The 26,124-nt window shown below is 66.9% G+C and carries 25 protein-coding genes and 1 pseudogene; 16 read left to right on the top strand and 10 right to left on the bottom strand.

Annotation, left to right across the window (positions count from 1 at the left end):
• Positions 1-56 precede the first annotated feature (56 nt).
• The 3 genes from ACHFFZ_RS02535 (at position 57) to ACHFFZ_RS02525 (ending at position 1,911) form a co-directional block, all read left to right on the top strand.
• The gene (locus tag ACHFFZ_RS02535) at positions 57-683 is read left to right on the top strand and encodes a hypothetical protein (protein ID WP_394275091.1); all 627 of its coding nucleotides are present in this window, start codon (positions 57-59) and stop codon (positions 681-683) included.
• Positions 680-1,132, top strand: coding sequence for an OsmC family protein (locus tag ACHFFZ_RS02530; RefSeq protein ID WP_394275090.1), 453 nt, complete (start codon positions 680-682; stop codon positions 1,130-1,132). The genes ACHFFZ_RS02535 and ACHFFZ_RS02530 overlap by 4 nt, the downstream gene beginning before the upstream one ends.
• A gap of 185 nt (positions 1,133-1,317) precedes the next feature.
• Positions 1,318-1,911, top strand: a complete 594-nt coding sequence (locus tag ACHFFZ_RS02525; protein WP_394275089.1) for a transglycosylase family protein — start codon at positions 1,318-1,320, stop codon at positions 1,909-1,911.
• An 83-nt stretch (positions 1,912-1,994) separates the two neighbouring features.
• Here ACHFFZ_RS02525 and ACHFFZ_RS02520 read toward each other — a convergent pair whose 3' ends face one another.
• Positions 1,995-2,606 (bottom strand): hypothetical protein, encoded by a 612-nt coding sequence (locus ACHFFZ_RS02520; protein ID WP_394275088.1) that lies wholly within the window; start codon positions 2,604-2,606, stop codon positions 1,995-1,997.
• A 97-nt stretch (positions 2,607-2,703) separates the two neighbouring features.
• Between ACHFFZ_RS02520 and ACHFFZ_RS02515 the strand changes: the two genes are divergently transcribed.
• The 4 genes from ACHFFZ_RS02515 (at position 2,704) to ACHFFZ_RS02500 (ending at position 6,190) form a co-directional block, all read left to right on the top strand.
• Positions 2,704-4,038, top strand: coding sequence for a PLP-dependent aminotransferase family protein (locus tag ACHFFZ_RS02515; RefSeq protein ID WP_394275087.1), 1,335 nt, complete (start codon positions 2,704-2,706; stop codon positions 4,036-4,038).
• A gap of 63 nt (positions 4,039-4,101) precedes the next feature.
• On the top strand, positions 4,102-5,052 hold the full coding sequence (locus tag ACHFFZ_RS02510; protein ID WP_394275086.1) for a D-alanine--D-alanine ligase: 951 nt from the start codon (positions 4,102-4,104) through the stop codon (positions 5,050-5,052).
• The gene (locus ACHFFZ_RS02505) at positions 5,049-5,765 is read left to right on the top strand and encodes an SURF1 family protein (RefSeq protein ID WP_394275085.1); all 717 of its coding nucleotides are present in this window, start codon (positions 5,049-5,051) and stop codon (positions 5,763-5,765) included. The genes ACHFFZ_RS02510 and ACHFFZ_RS02505 overlap by 4 nt, the downstream gene beginning before the upstream one ends.
• A gap of 23 nt (positions 5,766-5,788) precedes the next feature.
• Complete coding sequence (locus ACHFFZ_RS02500; protein WP_394275084.1) at positions 5,789-6,190, top strand: DUF3817 domain-containing protein; 402 nt, start codon at positions 5,789-5,791, stop codon at positions 6,188-6,190.
• Positions 6,191-6,278: 88 nt separating this feature from the next.
• On the opposite strand, the gene ACHFFZ_RS02495 is transcribed toward ACHFFZ_RS02500, so the two are convergent.
• The 8 genes and pseudogenes from ACHFFZ_RS02495 to rpmH form a co-directional block, all read right to left on the bottom strand.
• Positions 6,279-7,217, bottom strand: a complete 939-nt coding sequence (locus tag ACHFFZ_RS02495; RefSeq protein ID WP_394275083.1) for a ParB/RepB/Spo0J family partition protein — start codon at positions 7,215-7,217, stop codon at positions 6,279-6,281.
• Positions 7,217-8,086, bottom strand: coding sequence for a ParA family protein (locus tag ACHFFZ_RS02490; RefSeq protein WP_394275082.1), 870 nt, complete (start codon positions 8,084-8,086; stop codon positions 7,217-7,219). Before ACHFFZ_RS02490 ends, ACHFFZ_RS02495 begins: the two co-directional genes overlap by 1 nt.
• Before the next feature lie 371 nt (positions 8,087-8,457).
• Complete coding sequence (rsmG, locus tag ACHFFZ_RS02485) at positions 8,458-9,072, bottom strand: 16S rRNA (guanine(527)-N(7))-methyltransferase RsmG (RefSeq protein WP_394275081.1); 615 nt, start codon at positions 9,070-9,072, stop codon at positions 8,458-8,460.
• A gap of 2,364 nt (positions 9,073-11,436) precedes the next feature.
• Positions 11,437-11,994 carry a protein jag gene (locus tag ACHFFZ_RS02480; protein WP_394275093.1) on the bottom strand — a complete coding sequence of 186 codons (558 nt, stop codon included), beginning with the start codon at positions 11,992-11,994 and terminating at the stop codon, positions 11,437-11,439.
• Between the two features lie 220 nt (positions 11,995-12,214).
• Positions 12,215-13,339 carry a membrane protein insertase YidC gene (gene yidC, locus ACHFFZ_RS02475; RefSeq protein ID WP_394275080.1) on the bottom strand — a complete coding sequence of 375 codons (1,125 nt, stop codon included), beginning with the start codon at positions 13,337-13,339 and terminating at the stop codon, positions 12,215-12,217.
• A gap of 137 nt (positions 13,340-13,476) precedes the next feature.
• A pseudogene (gene yidD, locus ACHFFZ_RS02470) lies at positions 13,477-13,695 on the bottom strand (membrane protein insertion efficiency factor YidD); the annotation flags it as partial.
• Between the two features lie 11 nt (positions 13,696-13,706).
• A complete protein-coding gene (rnpA, locus tag ACHFFZ_RS02465) occupies positions 13,707-14,075 on the bottom strand; it encodes a ribonuclease P protein component (RefSeq protein ID WP_394275079.1) in 369 nt (122 codons plus the stop codon).
• 9 nt (positions 14,076-14,084) lie between these two features.
• Complete coding sequence (rpmH, locus tag ACHFFZ_RS02460; RefSeq protein ID WP_394275078.1) at positions 14,085-14,222, bottom strand: 50S ribosomal protein L34; 138 nt, start codon at positions 14,220-14,222, stop codon at positions 14,085-14,087.
• Positions 14,223-14,764: 542 nt separating this feature from the next.
• On the opposite strand from rpmH, the gene dnaA reads away from it, so the two are divergent.
• A complete protein-coding gene (gene dnaA, locus ACHFFZ_RS02455; protein WP_394275092.1) occupies positions 14,765-16,213 on the top strand; it encodes a chromosomal replication initiator protein DnaA in 1,449 nt (482 codons plus the stop codon).
• Here dnaA and ACHFFZ_RS02450 read toward each other — a convergent pair.
• Positions 16,194-16,838, bottom strand: a complete 645-nt coding sequence (locus ACHFFZ_RS02450) for a TetR/AcrR family transcriptional regulator (protein WP_394275077.1) — start codon at positions 16,836-16,838, stop codon at positions 16,194-16,196. The genes dnaA and ACHFFZ_RS02450 overlap by 20 nt on opposite strands.
• A gap of 331 nt (positions 16,839-17,169) precedes the next feature.
• Here ACHFFZ_RS02450 and ACHFFZ_RS02445 point away from each other — a divergent pair, with 331 nt between their 5' ends.
• From ACHFFZ_RS02445 to ACHFFZ_RS02410, 8 genes are all read left to right on the top strand, one after another.
• Positions 17,170-17,391, top strand: coding sequence for a hypothetical protein (locus ACHFFZ_RS02445; protein ID WP_394275076.1), 222 nt, complete (start codon positions 17,170-17,172; stop codon positions 17,389-17,391).
• Positions 17,392-17,413: 22 nt separating this feature from the next.
• Positions 17,414-18,574 (top strand): DNA polymerase III subunit beta, encoded by a 1,161-nt coding sequence (gene dnaN / locus ACHFFZ_RS02440; RefSeq protein ID WP_394275075.1) that lies wholly within the window; start codon positions 17,414-17,416, stop codon positions 18,572-18,574.
• 265 nt (positions 18,575-18,839) lie between these two features.
• The gene (locus ACHFFZ_RS02435) at positions 18,840-18,995 is read left to right on the top strand and encodes a hypothetical protein (protein ID WP_394275074.1); all 156 of its coding nucleotides are present in this window, start codon (positions 18,840-18,842) and stop codon (positions 18,993-18,995) included.
• Positions 18,996-19,412: 417 nt separating this feature from the next.
• Positions 19,413-20,936, top strand: coding sequence for an aldehyde dehydrogenase family protein (locus tag ACHFFZ_RS02430; protein ID WP_394275073.1), 1,524 nt, complete (start codon positions 19,413-19,415; stop codon positions 20,934-20,936).
• A gap of 174 nt (positions 20,937-21,110) precedes the next feature.
• Positions 21,111-22,031 (top strand): phosphogluconate dehydrogenase (NAD(+)-dependent, decarboxylating), encoded by a 921-nt coding sequence (gene gnd, locus ACHFFZ_RS02425; protein WP_394275072.1) that lies wholly within the window; start codon positions 21,111-21,113, stop codon positions 22,029-22,031.
• Positions 22,032-22,188: 157 nt separating this feature from the next.
• Positions 22,189-23,487, top strand: a complete 1,299-nt coding sequence (gene recF, locus ACHFFZ_RS02420) for a DNA replication/repair protein RecF (protein WP_394275071.1) — start codon at positions 22,189-22,191, stop codon at positions 23,485-23,487.
• Entirely contained in the window at positions 23,484-24,122 is a 639-nt protein-coding gene (locus tag ACHFFZ_RS02415; RefSeq protein WP_394275070.1) for a DUF721 domain-containing protein, read from the top strand. The genes recF and ACHFFZ_RS02415 overlap by 4 nt, the downstream gene beginning before the upstream one ends.
• 305 nt (positions 24,123-24,427) lie before the next feature.
• Positions 24,428-26,124: DNA gyrase subunit B (locus ACHFFZ_RS02410; protein ID WP_394275069.1), on the top strand; the 1,697-nt coding region annotated here is incomplete at its 3' end.

The raw sequence follows: 26,124 nt of genomic DNA, 5'->3' as shown, positions 1-26,124 counted from the left end.
ATACTGTGGCAGCCTCCAGCTGCCACGCCCGTGGTGTGTCCACTAGGTTTGGGGCCATGAGCACGACACCTGGGGGTCATGGCCCCGCCACGCCCGACGGCAGCCAGGGCTTCTATGCCGTGGACTCCAGCACCGGTCCTGACGAGCTGGAGGCCGGTCCCGTGATCCATGCCCGGCGCTTCCCGCGCTGGCTGCTGGTGCTCGTGGGCCTGCTGGCCCTGCTGCTGGCCGCGGGTGGTGCCGGTTACGCCGCTTGGCGGATCAATGCTGCCAAGCCGCAGGTGGTCGTCACCGCCGGCCCGTCGAAGACGCCGTGGGCGATGGTCCCGCCGCTGCAGATGGGCGAGTACTCGCGCGATGCCAGCGCGGCCGAGAGCCCCTCGGCCAACCCGACGACCAGGAAGCAGACGATCGCGGCCACCTATGCCAAGGGTGGGCAGAACTCGGCGGTGTTGCTGATGAGCCGGCCCGAGAAGGATGCCAAGAAGTTCATGACGGACCTGGGCATGAATGCGGTGGTGGCCACCGCCGACGGCTACTGCGGCACCAGCATCGACACCAACCGTGAGGGTTGTGCCGTGATCGTGGACGACACCGCCGTGATGGTGGTGGACCTGGTCGGCCTGACCCGCACCGATCTGATGACCCTGACCCATCGCTTCTCGAAGGAGCTGTCGCGGTGAGCGACCAGCCGAAGTTCCAGGTGGGCCTCGAGCGCACCGCGACCGGGCACTATGTAGCAACCAACCGCGCCGGGGTGGAGATGCACGTGGGCAGCGATGACGAGAGCTTCTCCCCCGTCGAACTCCTGCTGGCCGCGATCGGGGCCTGCAGTGCGATCGACGTCGACGTGGTGACCGCCCGCCGCGCGGAGGCCGAGCATTTCGAGGTCGAGCTCAGCGCCGAGAAGATGGTGGACGAGACGGGCGGCGTGCGGCTGCGCGACGTGGCCGTCGACTTCCACCTGGCCTTCGGGGACGATGCCCGGGGCCGGGAGGCTGCTGGCCTGGTGGAGCGCCTGGTGAAGCTCTCCCATGACCGCGACTGCACGGTCTCGCGCACGGTGGAGCACGTCACACCGGTGGAGATGTCCGTCGACGGTCGGCCGGTGGCCGGAGATCCTGAGAACTGAGCCATCGGCCAGATGTGACGGATTTCATATCCTAGGCCTTCAGCTTCCCCACCACCCCTGTTGGGCATCTGACCAGCGCAAATACCCGTGCGTTAGCACCCTGGCACGAGCGACATCCAGCCAGAATGGCGATTTTTCCTGAGAGCGATTTTGAGAAATGTTCAGGCTTGCCTAGGTTGGCACCCATGAACAAGACCTCCACCATCGTCTCCCTGGCCGCCGCGACGGCTCTGAGCGCCGGCATCGGCCTCTCGGCCGCCGCCCCCGCCCAGGCTGCCGGCACCGTCTGGGACCGCGTCGCCCAGTGCGAGTCGACCGGCAACTGGTCGATCAACACCGGCAACGGCTACTACGGCGGCCTCCAGTTCAGCCGCTCCACCTGGCTGGCCTTCGGCGGCGGCAAGTACGCCCCCACCGCCAACAAGGCCACCAAGGCCCAGCAGATCGAGATTGCCAAGAAGACGCTGAAGGTCCAGGGTCCCGGCGCCTGGCCCGTCTGCTCCCGCAAGGCCGGCCTGACCCGCGCCAACGGCCTGGCCGTCTCCACCGGTGTCACCTCCAGCGTGAAGACCGTGGCCCCCAAGAAGAAGGTCGCCGCCGTGGCCCCCGTGAAGTCGGTCAAGGGCGCCAAGTACGTCACCGTCAAGAGCGGCGACACCCTGGGCAAGATCGCCAAGCGCAATGGCGTCGGCTCCTGGAAGACGGTCTGGCAGCTCAACAAGTCGACCATCAAGAACCCCAACATGATCAAGGTCGGCCAGAAGATCCGCGTCGCCTGACCTCCGCAGCATCCACGAGAGCCCCGCTTCGGCGGGGCTCTCGTCGTTCCCGGGCGGGTTCGGCGGATCTGCTGGGAGGGACCTCAGCCCTCCCGGCGGGCGAGGTCACGGCCTGTCGGCTCGGGACTCCCCCAAGGACTGGGCAGCAGCCGGCCGGCCGCGCGCCGGGCCAGCTCGGCACCGCGAGCCCACGGCACCGTGTGCCCCAGGTCGAGCTGCAGGTGCACCAACCCGTCGCCACGGGAGCCCTCGACGACGACGAAACCCGCCCCCTCCAGCCAGGCGGCCGGGGCGGCAGTGCAGTCCCCCATCCCACCCGAGCGGCTTCCCGCCGCCTCCAGGCCGCTGGCCCGGCCCCGCAGGCGGCGCGCCAGCGACTGCACCAGCCAGCGCGTGGGAACCTGCCCGGACAGGCCGTCCCCGGCCACGGACAGGGCCAGCACGTGGGCGGCCCCGGCCGGGCGGGACCACTGCTGCAGCGGGTGGCCAGCGGGCAGGTGCAGGGCCGGGCAGACCAGAACGACCGAACCCTGCTCCGAGCGCATCCCGCACAGTCCCCAGGCCTGCACGGCAGCATGGGCCCAGGCGGCGTGCGCGTCGGTCAGGACGGTCCGCAGGCCGGGGCTGCGAGGACAGTCGATGTCGAGCCCTGCGAGGTCCGTGGGCAGCACTGGCCGCGTCTGGCGTGCACCCATGGCCCCTCCTCGCCTCGGCTCGTCACCGCCCATGGTACGAGGCCCCGACGCAGCCCGCGGGGGCGTCCGAGGCCCGTCATGACCGGTGCCGGCGGCAATGACGTGGCACAGTGGAGGGGTGAGCCTGCCTGAAGAACGACGACGTGACACCCGGCTGGACGACTACCACTCCAGCTATTCGCAGCGCACCCACCAGATGCGCGCCAGCGCCGTGCGCGCCCTGTTCGCGGTGGCCAACCGGCCCGAGGTGGTCTCGCTGGCCGGCGGCATGCCCAACATCGCCGACCTGCCGCTGGATGTCGTGGCGCAGAACATCTCCACGCTCATCCAGCAGCGCGGCACCCAGGCCATGCAGTACGGCTCCGGCCAGGGTGAGCCCTTCATCCGGGAGCAGATCTGCGAGGTGATGGCGCTGGAGGGGATCCAGGCCCACCCCGACGACGTGACGGTCACCTGCGGTTCCCAGCAGGGGCTCGACCTGGTGACCCGCATCTTCTGCGATCCCGGCGACGTCATCCTGGCCGAGGCACCCAGCTATGTGGGCGCCCTGGGCACCTTCGGCAGCTACCAGGCCGAGGTGGTGCACGTCGCGATGGACGAGCACGGGCTGTTGCCCGAGGCCCTGCGCTCGGCAGCACGCGCCTGCGCCGAAGCGGGCAAGCGACCCAAGTTCCTGTACACGATCCCCAACTTCAACAACCCGTCGGGCATCACGATGACACTGGAGCGCCGCCGCCAGGTGCTGGAGATCTGCCGTGAGTTCGGGATCCTCATGGTCGAGGACAATCCCTACGGGCTCCTGACCCTCGACTCCGACCCGATCCCGGCCATCCGGTCCCTCGACGACGAGCAGGTGGTCTACCTGGGTTCGTTCTCCAAGACCTTCGCCCCCGGCTTCCGCGTGGGGTGGGTGCTCGCGCCACATGCGGTGCGCGAGAAGCTCGTGCTGGCCCAGGAGTCCGCGACGCTGTGCCCCCCGGTTTTCAGCCAGTACGCGGTCGGCTCCTATCTGGCCAACCACGACTGGAAGGCCCAGATCACCTCCTTCAAGGACATGTACCGCGCCCGGCGCGATGCCATGCTCCATGCCCTGGACGAGTTCATGCCCCCGGGCGCCACGTGGACCCACCCCGAGGGCGGATTCTTCGTCTGGTTGACGCTGCCCGAGGGACTGGACTCGCAGGCGATGCTGCCTCGTGCGGTCACCGCCCGCGTGGCCTTCACCCCGGGCACGGCCTTCTACGCAGACGGCCTGGGCAGCCGCAATGTGCGCCTGAGCTACTGCTTCCCCACCCCCGAGCGCATCCACGAGGGGGTCCGGCGCCTGGCCGAGGTGGTCAACCAGGAACTGGAGCTGCACCAGACCTTTGGGCTGGACCGCTCGCCCATGCACGTCAGCCGCGCCGTGGGCCCCGGCCCCGAGACGGTCTGAGCCGACGCTGCGCCCAATGACCAGCACCCCCGCACGACACCCCTGACAGCAGTGGAGGATCCCATGGCGAAGAAGTTCGCACCCGTCATCGTGCTGGCCGGCGGCCTGTCCCACGAGCGCGAGGTCTCCCAGCGCTCCGGACGCCGCGTCGCCGAGGCGCTGCGCCGACGCGGGCACCAGGTGACCGAGACCGACGTGGGCCCCGACCTGGTGGCCGAGCTGACCGCACAGCCGCAGGCCGTCGTCGTGCCGATGCTGCATGGAGGCGTGGGTGAGGACGGCGCCCTGCGCGAGGTCCTGGAACTGCTCGACATCGCCTATGTGGGCTGCAGTGGGGCCGCGTGCCGCACCACCTTCGACAAGTCCATCGCCGGCCTGCTGGTGGCCCGGCGCGGCGGACGGGTGCCGGCCCAGGTGGCACTGCCGCACGAGATCTTCCGCGAGCTGGGTGCTGCCCGCCTGGTGGAGGCATTGGGTGAGCGCATGAGCTTCCCGCTGATCGTCAAGCCCTCGCGCAGCGGCTCGGCCCTGGGCACCACCAAGGTCAACTCCGCCGACGAGCTGCGGCCCGCCATGGTGGCCGCCTATGCCTATGGTGACGTGGCCATCGTGGAGGAATACGTGGCCGGCACGGAGCTCGCTGTCACGGTGATCGTCAAGGGCGACCAGGTACGGGTGCTGCCTGCCGTCGAGATCCGCCCGAGCCAGGGCATCTACGACTACGCTGCCCGCTACACCTCCGGGGCCACCCGTTTCATCGTGCCCGCCGACGTGGACGATCGGGCCGAACAGTCCGCAGTTGATCTTGCTCGCCTGGTGGTCGACGCTCTTGATCTTGACGGTCTGGTCCGCGTCGACATGATCGTCGATGATGAGGGACGGGCCTGGTTCCTGGAGGGCAATGTCGCGCCGGGAATGACGGAGACCTCACTGGCTCCGCTGGCCCTCGAGGCGGCCGGCTTGTCCCTCGGGGAGGTCTTCGGAGGCCTGGTCGACGAGGCGGAGCGGGCATGACCCGGTTGAAGCAGTTGCTGGTCATCGCGCTGGGAGGTGCCCTGAGCCTGCTGATGGTCTTCCTCGGACTGTGGCAGATGGAGGTCTTCCAGAGCCAGGCCGAGGGCAGCGCCGAGGCGCGTGCGAAGGAGCCTGCACGGGACCTCGAGTCCAACCTGACCGAGCAGGGCAAGGTGGGCGACCTCTATGGCCGCCAGGTGACCGTGCAGGGCCACTACCTCGACCTGCCGCAGGTGCTGGTCGGCACCGACCATCCCCTGCAGGTGGTCTCTGCCTTCAAGACCGAGGGTGGTCGTACGCTCCCGGTGGTGCGTGGCACCTTGCCCGTCGGAACGTCAGTGGCTCCGGCAGCACCCAAGGGCCCGCAGACGGTCCAGGGCATCATCCTGCCCACCCAGGGCAAGCCGAGCGTCCCCGTGCCCTCGGACGCACCCCCCGGCACCCAGGGGGCTGTCCGTCTGGAGATCCTGGCCCAACAGTGGCCGGCTCCCATGGTCGACGGCTTCATCACGCAGCGCGCACAGGACTCCACCGCGCAGGGCCTGTCCCCCAAGGAGGCCGAGATCCCCGACGTGGGCGGCGGCAAGGAGCGCAACCGGGGCTATGCCATGCAGTGGTGGGCCTTCGCCATCTTCGGGGTGGTCGTCACCGTGGTGGCCGTACGCTCCATCGGGGCCAATGACCGCAGGAATGCGGCAGGGCTGGGGCAGTGACTGCGGGTCAGTAGGCTGGGTGCGTGACTGAGACCCGCGACGATGATTTCGAGGACCTGACCGAGGAGGACCTGAGGGGCATCCGCAGCGCCCTGGGTCGCTACCGCTTCTTCGCCTACGCCACGGGCATCCTGCTGGTGCTGCTGGTGTGCGTGGGCATGCCGATGAAGTACCTGATGGATGACGACCGGGTGGTGAGCTGGACCGGCGTCCCGCACGGATGGCTCTACATGTTCCTGCTGATCACCGCCTACGACCTGGGCCGCCGCGCCCGCTGGTCGTGGAAGGAGCTCATCAGCATCGCCCTGGCCGGCACCATCCCCTTCCTCTCCTTCGTGGCGGAGCACTACGCCCGCAAGGACGTGTTGACCAAGCTCCAGAAGTGGAGCCACGCGGTGACTGGCAGCGAGGGCACCGAGCTCTAGGAAATCAAGCATCAAATAGATTTGGGGCTTTGTCGACATCTCGACAAAGCCCCAAATCTATTTACCAACTTACCGGTGAAAGGCCTTGTCACCGCTCATTCACAATGTTGAGGATCCGATCCAGGTCCTCTTCGCTGGCGAACTCGATCGTGATCTTGCCCTTGTTGCGGCCGATGTCGACCTTGACTCGCGTGTCGAAGTGGTCCGAGAGCTCACCGGAGAGCTCGACCGCCCGGGCCGACGGCTCCTTGGCACGACGTGACCGACGGGCGGGCTTGTCCTCGTCGCCCATCATTGCCACGATCTCCTCCGTGGCACGCACGGACAGCCCCTCGGCGACGACCCGCTGTGCGAGCTGCTCCTGCGCCACGGGGTCCTCAACCATCAGCAGGGCGCGTGCGTGCCCGGCAGACAGCACGCCGGCGGCGACACGCCGCTGCACGGGAGCAGGCAGACGTAGCAGGCGAATCGTGTTGGAGATCTGGGGACGCGAGCGCTTGATGCGGTGCGCCAGTTCCTCCTGGGTGCATCCGAAGTCCCCCAGCATCTGCTGGTATGCGGCCGCCTCTTCCAGGGGACTCAACTGGGCGCGATGCAGGTTCTCGAGCAGGGCATCGCGCAGCAGGTCCCCGTCGTCGGTTCCCCGAACGATCGCAGGCACGGCTTCGAGTCCGGCTGCGGTGGTGGCGCGCCAGCGCCGCTCGCCCATGATCAACTCGAATTGATCTTGGTCGCCGTCCTGACTGACGCGTCGCACGACGATCGGCTGGAGGACTCCGACCTCCTTGATTGACTCGACCAGCTCATCCAGGGCCTCTTCATCGAAGACGGTCCTGGGCTGCTTGGGGTTGGGACGGATGCGGTCCACCGGCACCATCTGCAGGTAGGAGCCGTCCTCCAGCGGTGCCGACTTCTCGTCCACCGCTGCGTCAACGACGGCGGCAACCGTGGGCGTCTCGTCGACGTCCGTGCGCTGGAAGAGTTCTCCCAGCCCCCGTCCGAGTCCTGACTGGTGTTTTGCGGGCATCAGCGAGCCTTTCCACGGGTGGCGATCTCCTGGGCTGCGCGCCAGTAGGCCTTGGCCCCGGCGGAGGAGGGATCGAATTGGAGCAGCGTCTGGCCATAGCTCGGGGCCTCGGCGATGCGCACGCTGCGGGGGATCTGGGCATTGAGGGTCTGGGCGTCGAAGTGCCGACGAACCTCGCGGGCCACCTGGGCCGAGAGCTTGGTCCTGGCATCAAACATGGTGAGGATCACGGTGGAGAGGTCCAGATCGGGGTTGAGTTCCCGCTGCACCACGGCAATCGTGTTCATCAACTGTGAGACACCCTCGAGCGCGTAGTACTCGGTCTGGATGGGGATGATGACCTCGCCAGCGGCAACCAAGGCATTCAGGGTCAAAAGCCCTAGCGACGGGGGGCAGTCGAAGAGGATGTAGTCGACATCTGCGGTCTTCAGGTGGTTGCGAATGGCACGAGCCAGACGCTGTTCCCGCCCCACCATCCCCACGAGCTGGAGTTCTGCGCCCGCCAGGTCCACAGTGGCCGGCACCACCGTCAGGCCGGATGCCTCCGGTGAGCTGACCTCCACCTCCCTGATCGGCACCCCGTCCAGAAGCACTTCATAGGTTCCATGAGTACCGGGTGCGTGATCCACGCCAAGGGCAGTCGAGGCATTTCCCTGGGGGTCGAGGTCCATCACCAGGACATTCAGGCCACCATCGGCCAGCGCCGAGGCCAAGTTGACGGTCGTTGTCGTCTTGCCCACACCGCCCTTCTGGTTGACGACGCACATGACGCGTGGATGCGAGGGCTTGGGAAAATCGCGCTTCTGGTCCCTCGGGATGATCCGCGGGGTTCCGGGAATGCGCTGCGCGGGGGTGCTGGCAGTGCTCACAAGCGGTGTCGCCCTTCGAAGTCGTCGGTTGCCTGCCCCAGTTTCACGTGAAACATGCTCGCTTCCTGGTGCAGAGCCACTCAAACTGCTGAGTCTCGACAATCCTACTGGACCGTTCCCATGCCTGGACCGGGGGTTCAGACATCAAGTCAACCGGGAAAGGTTCGATCGCGCTACGGGAAGGACCCCGAAAGACGGGTCCCCTTCCGGTGATATGAGCACCACAGGGTCCTCGTGGTGGCTCATGATCCGGTCCAATCCTCCCTGCACCCGGTGGCGGGCACCGACGACGCGATGCCAGGGACTCGATGTCAAGGACTCGATGCCTTGTGCCGACCCAACGAGCCTACACGCTCGTTTCATGTGAAACGTCAGCGCAAGGGCTCGAGCACCAAGGCCTGGGTCACCTCTGCCAGGGGGTGAGCGCGAACCTGGAAGACCGAAGCCTCCAGTCGGCTCGACTCGAGCAGGCGCGAGGCGTCAGCGAGCTCTTGGTCAACCGAGGAGCCCTTGAGCGCGATGAGTCGCCCGTGCGGATAGAACAGTGGAGTGCACCAACGAAGAAGTTTGGTGACGTTGGCAACGGCACGGCATGTGACCACATCGAAGGTCTTGTCACAGTCCTCAGCTCGTCCACGGAGGGGGTGTACCCGTCCCTCCAGCCCCAGATCATCCACGGTCTCCGTCAAGAAGGCGTGGCGTCGCAGGAGGGGCTCCAGCAGGGTGATGTCCAGATCAGGACGAAGCACCGCCAGAGGGATCCCAGGAAGCCCGGCGCCACTGCCGACATCCACCACATGAGCACCCTCCGGGATCAAGTCAGCCAAAGCTGCACTGTTCAGAACATGCCGATCCCAGAGCCTGTCTCGCTCGCGAGGACCGATGAGCCCCCAGTCGATGCCCTTGGTTGACAATATATCGACATAACGAGAAATCGTTGAATATTTATCTCGATAAATCTCTTTGGCCTGCTGTGCCGGGTTCATGCCACTCCTAGTGTCGACTCTCCAAGCCTACGGGATGGTTGGACGAACCCCTGTCGACCTGAATCGGGGGCTGATTGCCCGGTCTGGGCTGCCGCCCGGCCCAAGGGCATCCCCTCGACAAGAGCACAGGCGTCTCGCCCACTCTATGGACGCCTTGGGACGCCCGCCATGATCCAACCACTCAAGCAGAGGCCTGGACCGAGCGACGATTCTCCTCATGCCTGGCGCGCCCAGCAGATGAGGGCGATGCCCGTGGGCTCGCCGGCCTACCCAGTACCGAACCTGGCAGTCCAGTCCCATCGCCGGCGGCAGGACCTCCATGCCGCGCCTCCATCCCGCGCTGCGGTCGCGCCATCCGCGCTACCCCCTCGCGTCCACTCCACAGCAACAAAGTCCGTCCGCCGGTGCAGGCCGGTCGGTGACGCGTGACTGTGTTGCATGGCTCGCGTATGACCCGTCGGCAGTCATACGGTCCCCAGGCCGATGGTCGTCCGGGTGCCACGCGCCCGATGTCTTTGCGGCAGCAGACCGCCTCAGCCCTCATCCTTGAGGCTTGGGTCGCACGTCGTCCTTCACGGCGACCCATCCATGTTCCACGTGAAACATGGATGGGTCGCCCGTATCCCGCCACCGCAGGGCCTGGTCCAAGATCAGCGTCCTGACCAGCCAAAGAAACTGCGAGGTCAACCCATAGGCGCCGCCAACCAGCCTCCCCTTGCATCAAGTTCAGCGCCAGCAACTCCGAGGTCGAGTACAACGGTCGCGTGACATCACGGGACGCACGGGGCGGATCTTGCCTGCAGTTCCATCTTCACGCACTCGAGCTCACCGACTCTTCGATCGACCACGTGTCAGCACTCACGTCCTTACCTCAGCTGGCGTTCGGGAGCGAAGAAGCCCATGACTTGCCAATTGCTCACCAGTTGTCTTCACTGTCATGTTCGACGCGGACCGCCCCCGCGAATGCCTTGATCCTGGTCAACCATCAAAGCTGCCAAAGTCACCAAAGCCAAAGGGAACAGAGTTGCACGGGCCACTGTCCATGTTCCTGTCCTGGCGGAGCTCGCCAAAGAATCACCCAAGCCCGAGGAGGTTCCCCAGGCTCAAAGCCGCAGACCTCCACGGCACGTCATGAAGCCTCCTCCCACGGCTCGATTTACAGCTCGAGTCGTGTCACCTCGTTGCTCGCCTGAGTTCCGTCCGAAAGCTGCCCCAGAGGATTGGTGCCCAATCTCCTCCCGGGAAGCTGCAGTGCGGTCAAGCAGCCAGTGCTGGGCCGGCCCTGGTCCAAGTTGCGCAGCCACAGACCTGACTGCCCCACTGCTGGCCCCTCCTGTTGTCGACAAGGGCACAAGGAAGTATCCAAGCTCCGCTACACATTTGATCATGCTGACAAGCGATACAGGAGGCGGGAGCTACCGATCCAGAACTCGGGACGGTGCAGATGAGGGGACCAGCTGATCCGGTGCAACTGACTTCACCAGCCCTTCGTCCTCATCCCGGAATGGCCACGGGGTGACGAACAGGCCCAACGAGAGTCGGGATCGCGGTGGGCAAGACCCGGCCATCAACGCACTGCCCGGGAGTTCAGTCACGCACGTGTGTCCCGATGTCAAGAACCCGTCATGTCACGGATGCGGTCCTTCCCCCACCCCACTGCGGAACCTCAGGCTGAGCCATGCCCTACTGCACACAATGGTTCCCCATGCGGTCGGCAGAGCGCCCCTCCTGCGGGTTCGCACGCGGCGCTCGATGGGCGGGCATTGCGCTTCAGATCGCCGTGCCTTCACTGACGACGCCCTCACCGCCCGCCATGTCATGGACGCCCACCAGCACCGCTGCGAGGAGTCATGCTGGCCAGGGGATCCGCCGGACCAGGGCCCATCTGTCTCGCCCGCCATCCTGCGCCAGCCTGCCTCACGGCCTGCTGATCCGAGAGGCGGAGGCCAGAGCGGGTCTTCCCTCTCGCCCGCCATCGATGCCCCTTGTCCACAGTGACGATGCTCGTCCACAGGAGCTGTTGGGCTCGTCCACAGGAGCTGTTGTGCTCGAGGACCCGTGCGGATCAGTCCGGCCACCTGGTCATCTCTCGCTCGCCCTCAAGGGCAGGACCTTCCAGTTCCTCCGCGGCGACTGGAGCGATCACTGCCCTGGTGAACAGCTCGGAAGATCAGGGACGGCGCCCGGGAGAGCGCGACGTGTCAGTGGACACATCTTCCTATATCTTTGTCGATATATGGATTTATATGTCTATTTCCGGGTGATTGGCATCGCTTCCGGCCCGCTCTTGTTGTCACGAACGACCGAGGGGCCGGACGATCGTCCGGCCCCTCGGGCAGCAGTCGGGTCCGCGACCCATCGTGGTCAGTCCGCCGGGAGCACCACGACGCGACGCTGAGGCTCAGTACCCTCGCTCTCACTGACCAGGCCAGCGTTGGCCACGGCATCGTGGACGATCTTGCGCTCGAAGGGGTTCATGGGCGTCAGCCGCACGGCCTCACCGGAGGTCTTCACCTCGGCAATGGCGTCGTGGGCCAGCACCTGCAGCTCCTTGCGACGACGCTCGCGGTGACCCGCGATGTCCAGCATCAGGCGGCTGCGGTGGCCGGTCTCGGTCATCACGGCCAGCCGGGCCAGCTCCTGCAGGGCATCCAGGACCTCACCGCCCTTGCCGACCAGGGTCTGGCTGTCTGTGACGATCGCGACGTGCGCCCGGCCACCCTCGCTGAAGGTGTCGATGTCGCCGTCCAGGTCGGCGATGTCGAGCAGTTCCTCCAGGTAGTCGGCGGCGATGTCGCCCTCGGTGTCCAGGGGATCCTCGTCCTCGTCGTCGTCCTCGCAATCCTGGTCCTCAGAATCGTCGTCGTCAGACTCGTCCGGGGAGGCAGCAGTACCCCCCAGGGCCTCCTGGTCGGCCTCCAGGGCCTCCTGTGACGCATCCTCGGCAGTCTGGGTGGCCGGGGCCTCGGGAGCCTCGACGACGGCCGCCTCGTCGACGATCTCGACGGGAACCTCCGGGGTGGTGGGCTCTTCGCTCATGGTGTTCTCCTCGCTGGAAGGGCAGTGACAGTGTCACCGGGTCGTGGGCCACCGATGGCGGGGAGGGCACGGCCTTGTGTCCATTCCCCCCGCCACCAGCGGATTACTTCTTCTTGCGTGCCTGACGGGTCTGGCGGGCCGGCTGCTGGCGCTGTACGGTCTGCTTGCCGCCCTCAGGACCACGCCGGACCGTCTGGCGGGTCACCTGCTGGCGTGCCACACCGGGGCGCGGGGCGACGCTGGAGCCGCCCTCGTCAGCCGTGGTGGTGGCTGCGGCCGGGGTGAAGACCTTGGCCTTGCGGGTGCGCTGGCGCTTGGCCCGACGGGCAGCCTCGATGGCATCGGGATCCTTGCCCTTGCGACGCATGCGCTCCTGCCAGTCGACGTGGGCTGGGGTATTCGGCGTCGGGTTGTTGCGGATCAGGATCCACTGCTGCGCCAGGGTCCACAGGTTGGTGGTGAGCCAGTAGATCAGCACACCGATCGGGATGCTGACACCACCGATCATGTACATGATCGGGAACATGTAGAGCATCATCTTCTGCTGCTGCGCCATCGGCCCGGTCAGGGCCTCCGGGGGCATGTTGCGCTGCATCAGCTCGCGCTGCTGGATGAACAGCACCGCGGTCATCAGGATGATCAGCACGGCAGCAAGAATCTGGTTCGCACCCAGGCCGGTGAAGGGCAGGAATCGTCCGGCCAGCTGGGCACCGCCGACGGTCGCGTCGTGCAGCGACTGCACCACATCGGGATTGGTCTTGAAGAAGTGGCCACGGGGGACGATCGGGTTGCGAGCAGCGCCCTCGAGGACGCGGAAGAGCGCCAGGAAGATGGGCATCTGCAGCAGCGCCGGCAGGCAGGAGGCCATCGGATTGACGCCCTCCTCCCGGTAGAGCTTCCTCGTCTCCTGGCCGAGCCGCTCACGGTCATTGGCATACTTCTCCTGCAGCGCCTTCACCTTGGGCTGGATCAGCTGCATGTCTCGTGCGGAGTTGATCTGCTTGACGAAGATCGGGATCAGCAGGGTTCGGATCACCACCACCAGCGAGACGATGGTCAGCACCCAGGTGATCCCCTTGTCGGTGCCGAAGACCGGCGACCACAGCTTGTGGAAGAGCACGATCAGGCCGGAGACGGCCCAGTAGATGGGCTGCATGATTGCGCTGCCCAGGTCCATGAAGACGTCCTTCAGCCCGAAGAAGAGCAGAAGGGTTTGCAGTGGGGCCATCAGATTTCACCTCTGGTGTCGTGGGAGATGCCCGCCGCCACGGCGACGGACGAGGCTGTGGCGGAGTGCTCCCGCTCATCGCGCCGCCCAACATCCTCACCAGCGTGCTGGTGGGCTGGGCGCGCGGCCTGTTCGGCCTGCCATTGCGCGGCTTCGGGAGTTCCGGGAACCGGGTCGTAACCACCTGACGACCAGGGATTGCAGCGCAGGATGCGCCAGACGGTCAGCACGGAGCCAACCATGGCCCCTCGCTCCTGCAGCGCCCGCAGACCATAGGCGGAGCACGAGGGGTAGTACTTGCACACGTCGCCGTAATAGGGCGAGATGAAGGCACGCCAGAACCGCACGAAGGCGATCAGTGGATACTTCACGAGCATCCCTTCGCATCGGTGGCGGCGCGCACCTGCAGACGCTCGGCGCAACGGGTCCAGGCCGAGGCCAGGTCACCCGCGAGCCGGTCGGGATCGGTGGCGGCCGCAGGCAGCGCCCGCACCACCACGGACATGCCCGGTGTGGCGTCCATCAGGGGAAGCACAAGATGCCGCAGGCGACGCTTCACCCTGTTGCGGGTGACGGCATTGCCTACGGCCTTGGAGACGACGAAGCCCACCTGTGACGGCGGGCTGGTCGTCGTGTGTGCATGCACGACGAGAGTTGGCCTCGCCGCCCTGACCCCCCCGCGAATGGTTTCGCGGAAGTCGGATGCGTGACGCATCCGGGCCTGGGCGGGGAGCACCCTGCCTCGTCAGGCAGACAGCTCGGAGCGACCCTTGCGGCGACGCGCAGCCAGGATGGCGCGGCCGGCGCGGGTGCTCATGCGGGCGCGGAAACCATGGGTGCGGCTACGGCGGCGGTTGCTGGGCTGGAAAGTACGCTTGCTCACGGGGATTACTCCCTTTTGTCCTCGTTTGGCGGAACCCGGACGGATGGCACGTGAATACCTTTTCCGGCGCGGGGAAGTACGTCACCGACGGCCGGCGACTGGTCAACGATACGGGTAGGCGAGTCCGAAGGGCAAACCGGGAAGACTACTCCCCGTCCGGGCCCCGTGGATGCACGCCCCAGGATCCTGCGGCGTGCCGAACCACATTGATGGGATTCCATGGACGTGGTCCGGATGTCCGTGACTGCAGCGACCCACCAGGCCCGGACAGATCGTTTCCACCCTTGCCGGGGAACTGTGGCCGACCGTATCGTCATGTCCACCTACACAGGCTTTTCCACAGCAGCTCGGCCCGCGGGGAGGCGCGAGCTGGCCCTTTGCCCACACCCTGTGGAAAACTATGTGGATACTTGGCGGCTCGTCGATGGCGGGCCGCACCGCACAGTCGCCCCTAGGGCGAAGGGCACCTCGGACCCCGCGAGGAGCACGGCCCTGGTCCGTCGGGGCGTGATGGGTCTCCAGTGAACAATTCGTCCGAGCACATGGCTCCTTCGGCGCCGGAGGATCCTGCTGCACGACTGGACAAGGCCTGGAAGCACATCCAGGCGATCGCGGACCGGCCCAACCGCGCCTGGTTGCGCAGCACGAAGCCGCTCACGATGCACGAGTCCACCGTCATGGTCGCCGTCCCCAACGAGTTCACGCGGGAACGCATCGAGACCCGTCTGCGCGTGCAGATCGAGGAGGCCCTCTCGGACTTCTTCCACCGCCAGATGCGACTGGCGATCACCGTCGAGCCGGACCTGGAGCTCAGCCTCGAGGTGCCCGAGCGTGACGAGGACCCCGACGAGTTCGACCCGGAGCCGGCCCAGTTCATCCCGAAGGCGGACGCACCCCGCCCACGGCCCGGCAGCGCCACCCTGCCCCCGCCCGTCGCCACGCCCGCCGCCGGACAGGACGTCGACCGCCTCAACCCGAAGTACACCTTCGAGACCTTCGTGATCGGGTCGTCGAACCGCTTCGCACATGCCGCCGCAGCCGCCGTCGCCGAGGCACCGGGCAAGAGCTACAACCCGCTGATGATCTACGGCGAGTCGGGCCTGGGCAAGACGCACCTGCTGCACGCCATCGGCCACTACGTGCGCGCCTACTATGACCGAGTCCGGGTGAAGTACGTCAGCACCGAAGAGCTGACCAATGACTTCATCAACGCCATCAGCAACAACCGCACGCCGGAGTTCCGGCGTGCCTACCGCGAGGTCGACGTCCTGCTGATCGACGACATCCAGTTCCTGGAGTCGAAGATCCAGACGCAGGAGGAGTTCTTCCACACCTTCAACACGCTGCACAACGCCCAGAAGCAGATCGTGATGACCTCCGACCGGCCGCCGAAACTGCTGGAGGCGCTCGAGCCACGCCTGCGGAGCCGCTTCGAGTGGGGCCTGATCACCGACATCCAGCCGCCGGACCTCGAGACCCGCATCGCCATCCTCAAGCGGATGGCCGCGACGCAGAACCTGACGGCCGGCCCGGACGTGCTGGAGTTCATCGCCTCGAAGATCCAGACCAACATCCGCGAGCTGGAGGGTGCGCTGATCCGCGTCACCGCCTTCGCCAGCCTGCAGCGCCAGGAAGTTGATCTTGATCTTGCCAAGATCGTGCTCAAGGACCTGATCCCCGAGGGTCAGGAGGCCGAGGTCACGCCGCAGTTGATCATGAACGAGACGGCCTCCTACTTCGGCATCACCATGGAGGAGCTGACCGGCACCTCACGCACCCATGTGCTGGTGACGGCACGCCAGATCGCCATGTACCTGTGCCGTGAGCTCACCGACATGAGCCTTCCCAAGATCGGCCAGCTCTTCGGCGGCAAGGACCACACCACGGTGATGCATGCCGACCGCAAGATCCGCGAGCTGCTGCGCGAGCGGCGCAGCGTCTTCAACCAGGTGACCGAGCTCACCAACCGGATCAAGCAGCAGGGCCAGTAACCGCCGCTGTCTGCGCCTGCTCCAATTCGGCCAGCGGCCGCACCAGCAGGCGATCGAGGTGGGCTTCCACCTCGATCGCCATCTGGACCTGGTCCTGGTGGTAGAGCCACTGCACCTGCAGGCCGTCCATCAGGGCCACCAGGCTGCGCGCCGCCAGGGCGGGGTCGACTCCCTCGGCCAGCAGGCCACGCCGCGCGGCGATCTCGAAGGTCCTGGTCTGGGCCGTCAACAGCTCCTGATAGCGCGTGCGGAAGTAGTCGTGTGCGGGATGGGAGTCATCGGTGGCCTCGGCCGAGAGCGTGGTGAACAGCTCGACGATGCCATGGTGGGCCTGGTTGTGCTCCATCGTGCTCACCACCCCTCGCAGGGATTCCAGCGGTTCGGCACTGTCGCCGCCGAAGCGGTGGCAGTCCTCCTCATCACGGCGGGCCAACACCGCCAGGAGCAACTCCTCCTTGGAGTGGAAGTGGTACAGCAGGCCCGGATGGGTGATGCCCACCCGTGCGGCGATGTCGCGCAGCGAGGTGCCCCGGTAGCCGATCTCGCCGAAGAGCCGGACCGCCTCGTCCAGGATCTGCGTGCGTCGTCGGTCGCCCTTGGGGCTCGTCACATGCTGTTCAGCCACTCTGCCTCTCCCGCCATCTGGTCCTTTCGCGAAGCGTAGCCCGCCCAACCTCCACAGTTGTCCACAGAAGGGCTGTGGACAACTGTGGACAACTCACAGAAGTCCTGTGGGCGGCCGGTGGATGGCATTCGAGGGCCTCGTCGGCCTCCACACTGCGTCCACCGCCGGGTGCACGTCATCCACAGCCCTGATCGGCCGCCGAACCGCCATCGACAAGCATCAACGCGGGTTTTCCACAGCCTCCACAGAAGCTGTGACTACTACGGAACTAGACATCTCAAAGGGTCTTCAAAGTTGCTTGCACTCGATTCTGGGGAAAACCTTGCCCGCCATGGCGGGCAAGGAGGCCATCAACAAGGACCCGACTGGCACGGCCAAGGCCTCCATGGCGGCCGAAGGATTGCCAATTTTCTTGCCCGCCATCACCGTGGCGGGCAAAACCCTTCACCCGCCATGGAGGCTGCTGGCGCCATTCGCCGACAGCTTCGTCCGACCGGATATGATTTCCACGCGGTCGACTGTCACCACGACATCGTTGCCGCCATTGACCTGAGCTCGTAGACGAAGGGGACGCCGTGAAGATCCGCGTGGAACGCGATGTGATGGCTGAGGCCGTTGCCTGGGCTGCCCGCAGCCTGCCAAGCCGACCCAGCGTCCCGATCCTGGCCGGTCTGCTGATCAGGACCGACGAGCAGGGCATCACCATGTCGAGCTTCGACTACGAGACCTCCGCGCAGATCAATGTCGCTGCCGACGTCCTGGAGCAGGGCGAGGCCCTGGTCTCCGGTCGGCTCCTGGCCGACATTGCCCGTAGCCTGCCCAACAAGCCGGTCGAGCTGACCAGCGATGCGTCGAAGATGGAGCTGGTCTGCGGCTCGGCCCGCTTCACCCTGCAGACGCTGCCTGTTGCCGACTACCCGAACCTGCCCGAGATGCCCTCAGCCACCGGTGCCGTCGCCAGCGACGACTTCGCCAAGGCCGTCAGCCAGGTGACCGTGGCCGCCGGACGCGACGAGCTGCTGCCCGTCTTCACCGGCGTGCGCGTCGAGATCGAGGGCGAGACCCTCTCGCTGCTGGCCACCGACCGCTACCGCATGGCACTCAAGGAACTCAGCTGGCGCCCCACTGACTCCCAGTCCTCCGGTGCTGCCCTCGTGCCGGCCAAGGTGCTGGGGGAGACCGCCAAGAGCATGGTCTCCGGCGAGAACGTCACCATGAGCCTGTCGAATGCCTCGGCCGGGGACGGCCTCATCGGTTTCGAGGGCGAGGGCAGCGGCGGAACCCGCCAGATCACCACCCGCCTGCTCGACGGCGAGTTCCCCAAGGTCCGCCACCTGATGGACGTCAAGGCGGCCGTCTCGGTGCGCGTCAGCACTGCCGAGCTGATCGCCTCGGTCAAGCGCGTGGCCCTGGTGGCCGAGCGCAACACGCCGCTGCGCATGATCATCGGCGACGGTCAGGTGGCCCTCGAGGCCGCCACCGGAGACCAGGCCCAGGCCTCCGAGGCAATCGAGGCCATCGTCGAGAACCACACCGGCGACCCGGACCAGATGATGGCTGCCGGCTTCAACCCGCACTACCTGTCGGACGCCCTCAACGTGCTCGACACCCCCTATGTCCACTTCTCCTTCACCGCTCCCGGCAAGCCCTGCCTGGTGACGGGCCTGTCCGACCTGGATGGCGACCCCCTGCCCGACTACAAGCACGTGATCATGCTGATGCGCCTTCCCAACTGAGCGAGAACCAACCACACACTGGGGTCCCGGAGCATATCCGGGACCCCAGTGTCTGTGGGACCATGCCGTGCCGACAGTTCCCAGCCCGACAAGGAGCTGCACCCCCGCGTCGTCGTCGACCCGGTGGAGAAGTCTCGCGGCAAGGGCTCCTAGGAGGTCATCCCGGGACACGCAGCACGAGGACCCCACCTGTCCGGTGCGCAGTGACACCTGGATCGGGACCCTGCAGAAGTGACAAGGAGCCGATCCCAACCACGGCACCGGTGTGATGGGCGTGCTGGTCGGCGACGAGGACGGCGGGGGAGTGACCGGCCTGATTCCCAAGGCCACCCCGTACATGGTTCCCACCATCACCCAGGAGGCCGGCTGCAACGTGGGCGCGGCCGCGGCGTTGGACGCCCAGAAGCTCACCCCCCGGTGACGTGCCGCTGCTCGAGCAGCAGACCCCCAGGTTGCGGCAGTGGGGACGACTACGTCCTGGTCGAGTGGGCTGCGGCCGTCCACGACGCCGTCTCGGTGGCCGAGGCCAAGGGTCGTCAGATCACCCTCCGAGCAGATGCACGCCACCCTCGTCGCGACAGGCACTTGCGGGGCAGCAGCGCAGGGGAGCGGACTGCTCCCCAACGGCACCGTGGCCTGTCGACACCCCGGGTTCAACGACAGCGTGCCCACGATCTCCTTGACCTGCTGAACCGTGAGCCGCGTTGATCCTGTGGGCCTTTTGCGGTGGAAGACCAACCGAAAGGGCCACAGGATGTATGCGGGTGCCTTCCGGTGTCCTTGCCCAGCGTCTAGGGTGTGATGAAAATCACACCCTTCACCGTCGATGGGAAAGACCATGACCACCTATTCACCGCCCGGCACCAGCGAGTCCTCCATCACCGTCGCCGAGACCTACGGCCACTGGATCAACAACGAATGGGTCGCCCCCGACAGCGGCGAGTACTTCGAGGTGACCACTCCCGTCACCGGCCAGGTCTTCACCCGCGTCGCCCGAGGCAATGCCGCCGACATCGAGAAAGCGCTCGATGCCGCCCACGCCGCAGCCCCCGAATGGGGCCGCACCTCCGAGACGGACCGCGCCAACATCCTGCTGCGCATCGCCGACCGGATGGAGCAGCACCTCACCGACATCGCCGTCATCGAGACCTGGGACAACGGCAAGGCGGTGCGCGAGACCCTCAATGCCGACATCCCACTGGCCGTCGACCACTTCCGCTATTTCGCCGGCTGCCTGCGCGCCCAGGAGGGTGGCATCAGCCAGATCGACGAGCACACCGTCGCCTACCACTTCCACGAACCGCTCGGCGTCGTCGGCCAGATCATCCCCTGGAACTTCCCCATCCTGATGGCCGTCTGGAAGCTGGCCCCCGCCCTGGCCGCCGGCAATTCCGTCGTCCTCAAGCCCGCCGAGCAGACGCCCTGGAGCATCCTCAAACTCTTCGAGATCATCGGCGACCTTCTCCCCGCCGGCGTGGTCAACATCGTCAACGGCTTCGGTGCCGAAGCCGGGGCCCCACTGTCCGGCTCGCCGCGCATCGCCAAGATCGCCTTCACCGGCGAAACCTCCACCGGCCGCCTCATCATGGAGGCCGCAGCCAGGAACATCACCGATGTCACCCTGGAGCTCGGCGGCAAGAGCCCCAACATCTTCTGCGACGACATCGCCGACGCCGACGACGCCTTCTACGACAAGACGCTCGAGGGCTTCGCCATGTTCGCCCTCAACCAGGGAGAGGTGTGCACCTGCCCCAGCCGCGCGCTGGTGCAGGACTCGATCTTCGACCGCTTCGTCGCCGACGGACTCAAGCGCGTCGAAGCCGTCACGCAGGGCAACCCGCTGGACACCGAGACGATGATGGGGGCCCAGGCCAGCAAGGAGCAGCACGACAAGATCCTGCGCTACCTGCAGATCGGCAAGGACGAGGGCGCGAAGCTGCTCACCGGCGGTGACGCCTGCGAGTTGCCCGGGGACCTGAAGGACGGCTACTACATCCAACCCACGATCTTCGAGGGCCACAACAAGATGCGGATCTTCCAGGAGGAGATCTTCGGGCCGGTGGTCTCGCTCACCCGCTTCCGCGACGACAACGAGGCGCTGGCCATCGCCAACGACTCCATCTACGGCCTGGGTGCTGGCCTGTGGACCCGCAGCATGCACCGCGCCTACCGGCTGGGACGTGGCATCCAGGCCGGCCGCGTGTGGACCAACTGCTACCACCACTACCCGGCCCATGCGGCCTTCGGTGGCTACAAGCAGTCGGGCATCGGCCGCGAGAACCACAAGATGATGCTCGACCACTACCAGCAGACCAAGAACATGCTGGTGAGCTACTCCACCGACGCGATGGGCTTCTTCTGAGCCACGCGGAAGGAGCGGTGGAGCCGTCAGGGGCGGACTGCTGCGGCAGTGCGCCCCTGTCGCTGTGGGCGAAGTCGAGCCCGAGGACCGACAGATCCCGAGCGGGCCTGCCTAGGCTCATGGGGTACCCGCTGCGGCCGATCGGCGCCCAGCACACGTCTTGGGAGGATCCACATGCAGATCGGACTCGTCGGCCTGGGCAAGATGGGTGGCAACATGCGCGAGCGCATCCGCCGCGCCGGGCACACTGTCGTGGGCTATGACGTCAACCCGGAGCTCTCCGACGTCGGCAGCCTTGAGCAGATGGTGGCGCAGCTGACCGAGGGGCCCAAGGTGGTCTGGGTGATGCTGCCCACGAAGGTCGTGGAGGAGACCATCATCACCCTTGCCGACCTGCTGGGCCCCGGCGACATCGTGATCGACGGCGGCAACTCGCCCTGGAACAAGGACGCGGCGCATGCCGAGCTGATGGCCTCCAAGGATGTCGGCTTCCTCGACGTCGGCGTCTCGGGCGGTGTCTGGGGCCTCGACAACGGCTATGCACTGATGGTGGGCGGTGAGGCCAAGGACGTCGCCGTCGTCCAGCCCATCTTCGACGCCCTCAAGCCGGAGGGGGAGCACGGCTTCGTGCACGCCGGCAAGCACGGCGCCGGGCACTTCGCGAAGATGGTGCACAACGGCATCGAGTACGCCGTCATGCAGGCCTATGCCGAGGGCTGGGAGCTGCTGGAGGCCGCCGAGATCGTCGAGGACGTGCCCGCCACCTTCGAGAGCTGGAAGGAGGGCACGGTGATCCGGTCCTGGCTGCTGGACCTGATGGTCGACGCCCTGCACAAGGATCCGCACCTGGACAAGATCGACGACATCGCCGAGGACTCCGGTGAGGGCCGCTGGACCGTGACCGCGGCCGTCGACATGGGCGTTCCGGTGCCCACCATCGCCGCCAGCCTGTTCGCCCGCTTCGTCAGCCAGCAGGAGGAGAAGCCGGCCATGAAGATGATCGCGGCGATGCGCAATGAGTTCGGCGGTCACGGCGTCGTCGCGGCCCAGCCCGACGGCACTCTCCCGGCGCGCGAGGGTGGCAATCCCGCCTGATCTTGGTCGAAGGCAGCGGGTGGGGTCCAAGATCGTTCCACGTGGAACGGTCTTGGACCCCGTTGCGTTCACGGATCCTCGGTGCCGAAGCCTGGTGCCGCGCTGGTCCCACGCCAGCCATCCGGGACTGTCAGACGCCGCCCATAGACTGGTGGGCATGTTCGTCCACCACCTCAACCTCACCGACTGGCGCTGCTATCCCAGCGCCGATGTCGAGCTGGGGCCGGGCGTGACGATCTTCGTCGGGAAGAACGGCCAGGGCAAGACCAACCTGGTGGAAGCGGTCGAGTACCTGTCGCACATGGGATCACACCGGGTGAGCTCCGAGGCGCCGCTGGTGCGGGCCGGCTGCACCCAGGCGATCGTGCGCGGCCGGGTGCAGGCGGCCAGCGACGACCCCCGCCAGCTGCTGCTCGAGGTGGAGGTGAACCCGGGCAGGGCCAATCGTGCGCGGGTCAACCGCAATCCGCTGCCCAGGGCGCGCGAGATCTGCGGGGTGCTGCGCACCGTGGTGTTCAGCCCGGAGGACTTGTCGGTGGTCAAGGGCGACCCGTCGGACCGGCGACGTTTCCTGGACCAGATCGTCGCCACCCGCTGGCCGCGGATGGCCGGCGTCAAGAGCGACTACGAGAAGGCCCTCAAGCAGCGCAACACCCTGCTGAAGTCCTTGGCGAAGCCGGGCCAGCGCGATGACGAGTACGCGATGGCCACCCTTGACGCCTGGGACGAGCAGCTGGCCCGCATCGGCGGTGAGTTGCTGCACGCCCGGCTGGACACGATCATCGACCTGATGCCCCATGTGACCAGGGCCTATGAGGAGATCGCGCCCACCAACAATGTGGTGCGGGCCGAGTACAAGACCTCCCTGGACCTGGAACCCACTCCCGCAGAGGAGCCCGGCCGGGAACTGCTGGAGCGTCGCCTCGTGGACCAGATGGCCGAACGGCGCCGTGACGAACTGGCTCGTGGTGTGAGCCTCGTGGGCCCGCACCGCGATGACCTGATGCTGTTCATCGGCCAGCTGCCGGCCAAGGGTTATGCCAGCCACGGCGAGTGCTGGTCACTGGCCCTGGCGCTGCGGCTGGGCACCTATGAGCTGCTGCGGGCCGACGGAATCGAGCCGGTGCTGGTGCTGGACGACGTCTTCGCCGAACTGGACAGCACCCGTCGGCTGCGGCTGGCCGAGCACGTGCGCGGGGCCGAGCAGGTGCTGGTCACTGCGGCGGTGCCCACCGACGTGCCAGCGATGCTGACCATGGGGCAGGACGGCCAGCCGCAGGGGCGTCGCTACCGGGTGCAGGCCGGGACCGTGGTGCCCGCTGGCCTGGACGGGGAGCCCCTGGAGACGGTGGAGGGCGAGGCTGCGCAGACTGTGGCACAGCTCACTCCACAGCCTGTGGAAAACTCTGTGGATGGGTCGGTGGACAGCATGGGGACGGCTGGGGATGAATCATGACGGAGTCCTCTGAATCCTTGTGGGGCAACGAATCCTGGTCGGATGGGCGGGCTGTGGAGCGGCCCGTCGATGAGGTGGAACAGGAGGTGGAACAGGAGCGTGAACTGCTCGCCCGCCACGACCCCCTGGGGACGGACCTGGCCAGCCAGGTTGCCGAGGCCACTCGCTCCCTGCTGCCGCCGCCCAGGGGGGTGAACCCCTCGGCAACCCGCCGTCGCAGGAAGCGACGCAGCCAGTGGGGCCAGGGCGCGACCCTGTCCGGCTCGGGACCTGATGCCCGCGACCCGCAGCCACTCGGCAATGCGCTGGGGCGCGTCATCGCCGAGCGGGGCTGGCAGCGCGAGGTGAACCTGCGCAACCTGCTGATGAGCTGGGACCAGCTGGTGGGTGCCACCAATGCCCAGCACTCCCAGCCGGAGGCCTATGTCGACACCGTGCTCACCGTGCGGTGCGAGTCAACGGCCTGGGCCACCAACCTGCGGATGCTCGCCCCCAGTCTGGTCGCCGAGCTCAACCGCCAGCTGGGTGACGGCACCGTCACCCGCGTGGTGGTGAAGGGTCCCAATGCCCCCAGCTGGAAGCACGGCTCACGCTCGGTGCGTGATGGACGCGGACCCCGCGACACCTACGGCTGAGCCGCGCCGGGGCGATGCCATCGGCCAGCGAGCAGACCCACGGTGCAGACAAGTCCCCGACCCCGAAAGGGCCCACAGCGGCCCCTGTGCCCCCCGGACCCGCTGGGGGCCTAGGTGGACCCCATTCTGGACGCTCACGGAGGGGCTGCAGGGCGACTCAGGGGCATTGGGTGCTCGTCACGGCCCCGCCAGATGCGCGATCTGCGGTGCCGTGCGGTAGAATTTCCCCGTTGGACTACTGCCGTCACGTGACGGGCCGCGAGGCCCCTGCCGGGACGGACCCATGCGAGCAAGGAGCACCACAGGTGAGTGAATCCACCAGCCCGGAGACTGGCGCGGACGCGGTCGTCGACGACAACGATGCGGCCCGTCTGGAGGGCCTCACCGACGCGGGCGACCACTCGGTGGCTGCCGGCAGCTACGACGCCGGCCAGATCCAGGTGCTGGAGGGTCTCGAGGCCGTCCGCAAGCGCCCCGGCATGTACATCGGCTCCACCGGCGAGCGTGGCCTGCACCACCTGGTCTACGAGATCGTCGACAACTCCGTCGACGAGGCGCTGGCCGGCTATGGCAAGACCATCGAGGTGGAGATCCTGCCCGACGGCGGCATCGCGGTGACCGACCACGGCCGTGGCTTCCCCGTCAAGATGCACCCCACCCATGGTCTTCCCGCCGTCACCGTGGCACTGACCGTGCTGCACGCCGGCGGCAAGTTCGGCGACGGCGGCTACAAGGTCTCCGGCGGCCTGCACGGCGTCGGCTCGTCGGTGGTGAACGCGCTGTCCAGCAAGTTCAGCGTCGAGGTCTGGCGCGACGGCTACCGCTGGGAGCAGACCTTCCACCTGGGCGTTCCCGAGTACGACCTGAAGCAGTGCGAGGCCACCGAGGAGACGGGCACCAAGGTCACCTTCTGGGCCAGCCCCGAGATCTTCGAGACCACCAACTACTCCTACGAGACGCTGGCGACGCGTTTTCGCGAGATGGCCTTCCTGAACAAGGGCCTCGAGATCAGCATCACCGACCTGCGTCCCGACCACGTGGATGCCGAGGGCAACCAGAACTCCGACGTCTTCCGCGCCGACGAGGGCCTGGTCGACTACGTCAAGTACATCAACGGCACCCGCGAGCCGATCCACCCGACCGTGATCAATGTGGAGGCCCACATGCCCGAGGCGGGCATGGGCGTCGAGGTCGCGATGCAGTGGAACACCTCCTACGCCTCGAGCGTGCACACCTTCGCCAACACGATCAACACGATCGAGGGCGGCACCCACGCGGAGGGCTTCCGCGCCGCACTGACCAACACGGTCAACAAGTGGGGCGAGGCCTGGGGCATGGTCAAGAAGCGCGAGGACCGCGTCAGCGGCGACGACATCCGCGAAGGCCTCACCGCGATCATCTCGATCATGCTCTCCGAGCCGCAGTTCGAGGGCCAGACCAAGACCAAGCTGGGCAACACCGAGGCCCGCAGCTTCGTGCAGCGCGTGGTCAACGAGAAGCTCGGTGACTGGTTCGAGATGCACCCGTCCGAGGGCAAGGACATCGTGCGCAAGGCCCAGGCCGCGGCGCAGGCCCGCATCGCTGCCCGCAAGGCGCGTGACATGGCCCGCACCCGCAAGGGGCTGCTGGGTGGCGGCGGACTGCCGGGCAAGCTGGCCGACTGCTCCAGCAACAATCCCGTCGAGTGCGAGATGTTCATCGTCGAGGGCGACTCCGCCGGCGGCTCGGCCAAGGGTGGACGAGACCCGCGCACCCAGGCCATCCTGCCGATCCGCGGCAAGATCCTGAACGTCGAGAAGGCCCGCCTGGACCGCATCCTGCAGAACCAGGAGGTCGAGGCGATCATCAACGCTCTGGGCACCGGCGTGCACGAGGACTTCGACCTGGACAAGCTGCGCTACCACAAGCTCGTCCTGATGGCCGATGCCGACGTCGACGGCGCCCACATCCGCACCCTGCTGCTGACCCTGCTCTTCCGCTTCATGCCGAAGCTGATCGAGGG

This window comes from Luteococcus sp. (assembly GCF_043424415.1).
In the GTDB taxonomy this organism is placed as follows: Bacteria; Actinomycetota; Actinomycetes; order Propionibacteriales; family Propionibacteriaceae; genus Luteococcus.
The sequence above is the reverse complement of the archived record's forward strand: the minus strand, read 5'-3'. Positions and strand labels throughout refer to the sequence as shown.

Excerpts from the sequence above, each read along its gene's own strand:
- rsmG (WP_394275081.1), bottom strand. The coding sequence starts at position 9,072 with ATGAACCCGGCACAGCAGGCCAAAGAGATTTATCGAGATAAATATTCA.
- ACHFFZ_RS02520 (WP_394275088.1), bottom strand. The coding sequence starts at position 2,606 with ATGGGTGCACGCCAGACGCGGCCAGTGCTGCCCACGGACCTCGCAGGG.
- ACHFFZ_RS02495 (WP_394275083.1), bottom strand. The coding sequence starts at position 7,217 with ATGCCCGCAAAACACCAGTCAGGACTCGGACGGGGGCTGGGAGAACTC.
- ACHFFZ_RS02415 (WP_394275070.1), top strand. The coding sequence starts at position 23,484 with ATGACGGAGTCCTCTGAATCCTTGTGGGGCAACGAATCCTGGTCGGAT.
- gnd (WP_394275072.1), top strand. The coding sequence starts at position 21,111 with ATGCAGATCGGACTCGTCGGCCTGGGCAAGATGGGTGGCAACATGCGC.
- recF (WP_394275071.1), top strand. The coding sequence starts at position 22,189 with ATGTTCGTCCACCACCTCAACCTCACCGACTGGCGCTGCTATCCCAGC.
- ACHFFZ_RS02510 (WP_394275086.1), top strand. The coding sequence starts at position 4,102 with ATGGCGAAGAAGTTCGCACCCGTCATCGTGCTGGCCGGCGGCCTGTCC.
- ACHFFZ_RS02505 (WP_394275085.1), top strand. The coding sequence starts at position 5,049 with ATGACCCGGTTGAAGCAGTTGCTGGTCATCGCGCTGGGAGGTGCCCTG.
- ACHFFZ_RS02430 (WP_394275073.1), top strand. The coding sequence starts at position 19,413 with ATGACCACCTATTCACCGCCCGGCACCAGCGAGTCCTCCATCACCGTC.
- ACHFFZ_RS02535 (WP_394275091.1), top strand. The coding sequence starts at position 57 with ATGAGCACGACACCTGGGGGTCATGGCCCCGCCACGCCCGACGGCAGC.
- ACHFFZ_RS02445 (WP_394275076.1), top strand. The coding sequence starts at position 17,170 with ATGGCGGGCAAGGAGGCCATCAACAAGGACCCGACTGGCACGGCCAAG.
- ACHFFZ_RS02515 (WP_394275087.1), top strand. The coding sequence starts at position 2,704 with ATGACGTGGCACAGTGGAGGGGTGAGCCTGCCTGAAGAACGACGACGT.
- ACHFFZ_RS02525 (WP_394275089.1), top strand. The coding sequence starts at position 1,318 with ATGAACAAGACCTCCACCATCGTCTCCCTGGCCGCCGCGACGGCTCTG.
- yidC (WP_394275080.1), bottom strand. The coding sequence starts at position 13,339 with ATGGCCCCACTGCAAACCCTTCTGCTCTTCTTCGGGCTGAAGGACGTC.
- dnaA (WP_394275092.1), top strand. The coding sequence starts at position 14,765 with ATGGCTCCTTCGGCGCCGGAGGATCCTGCTGCACGACTGGACAAGGCC.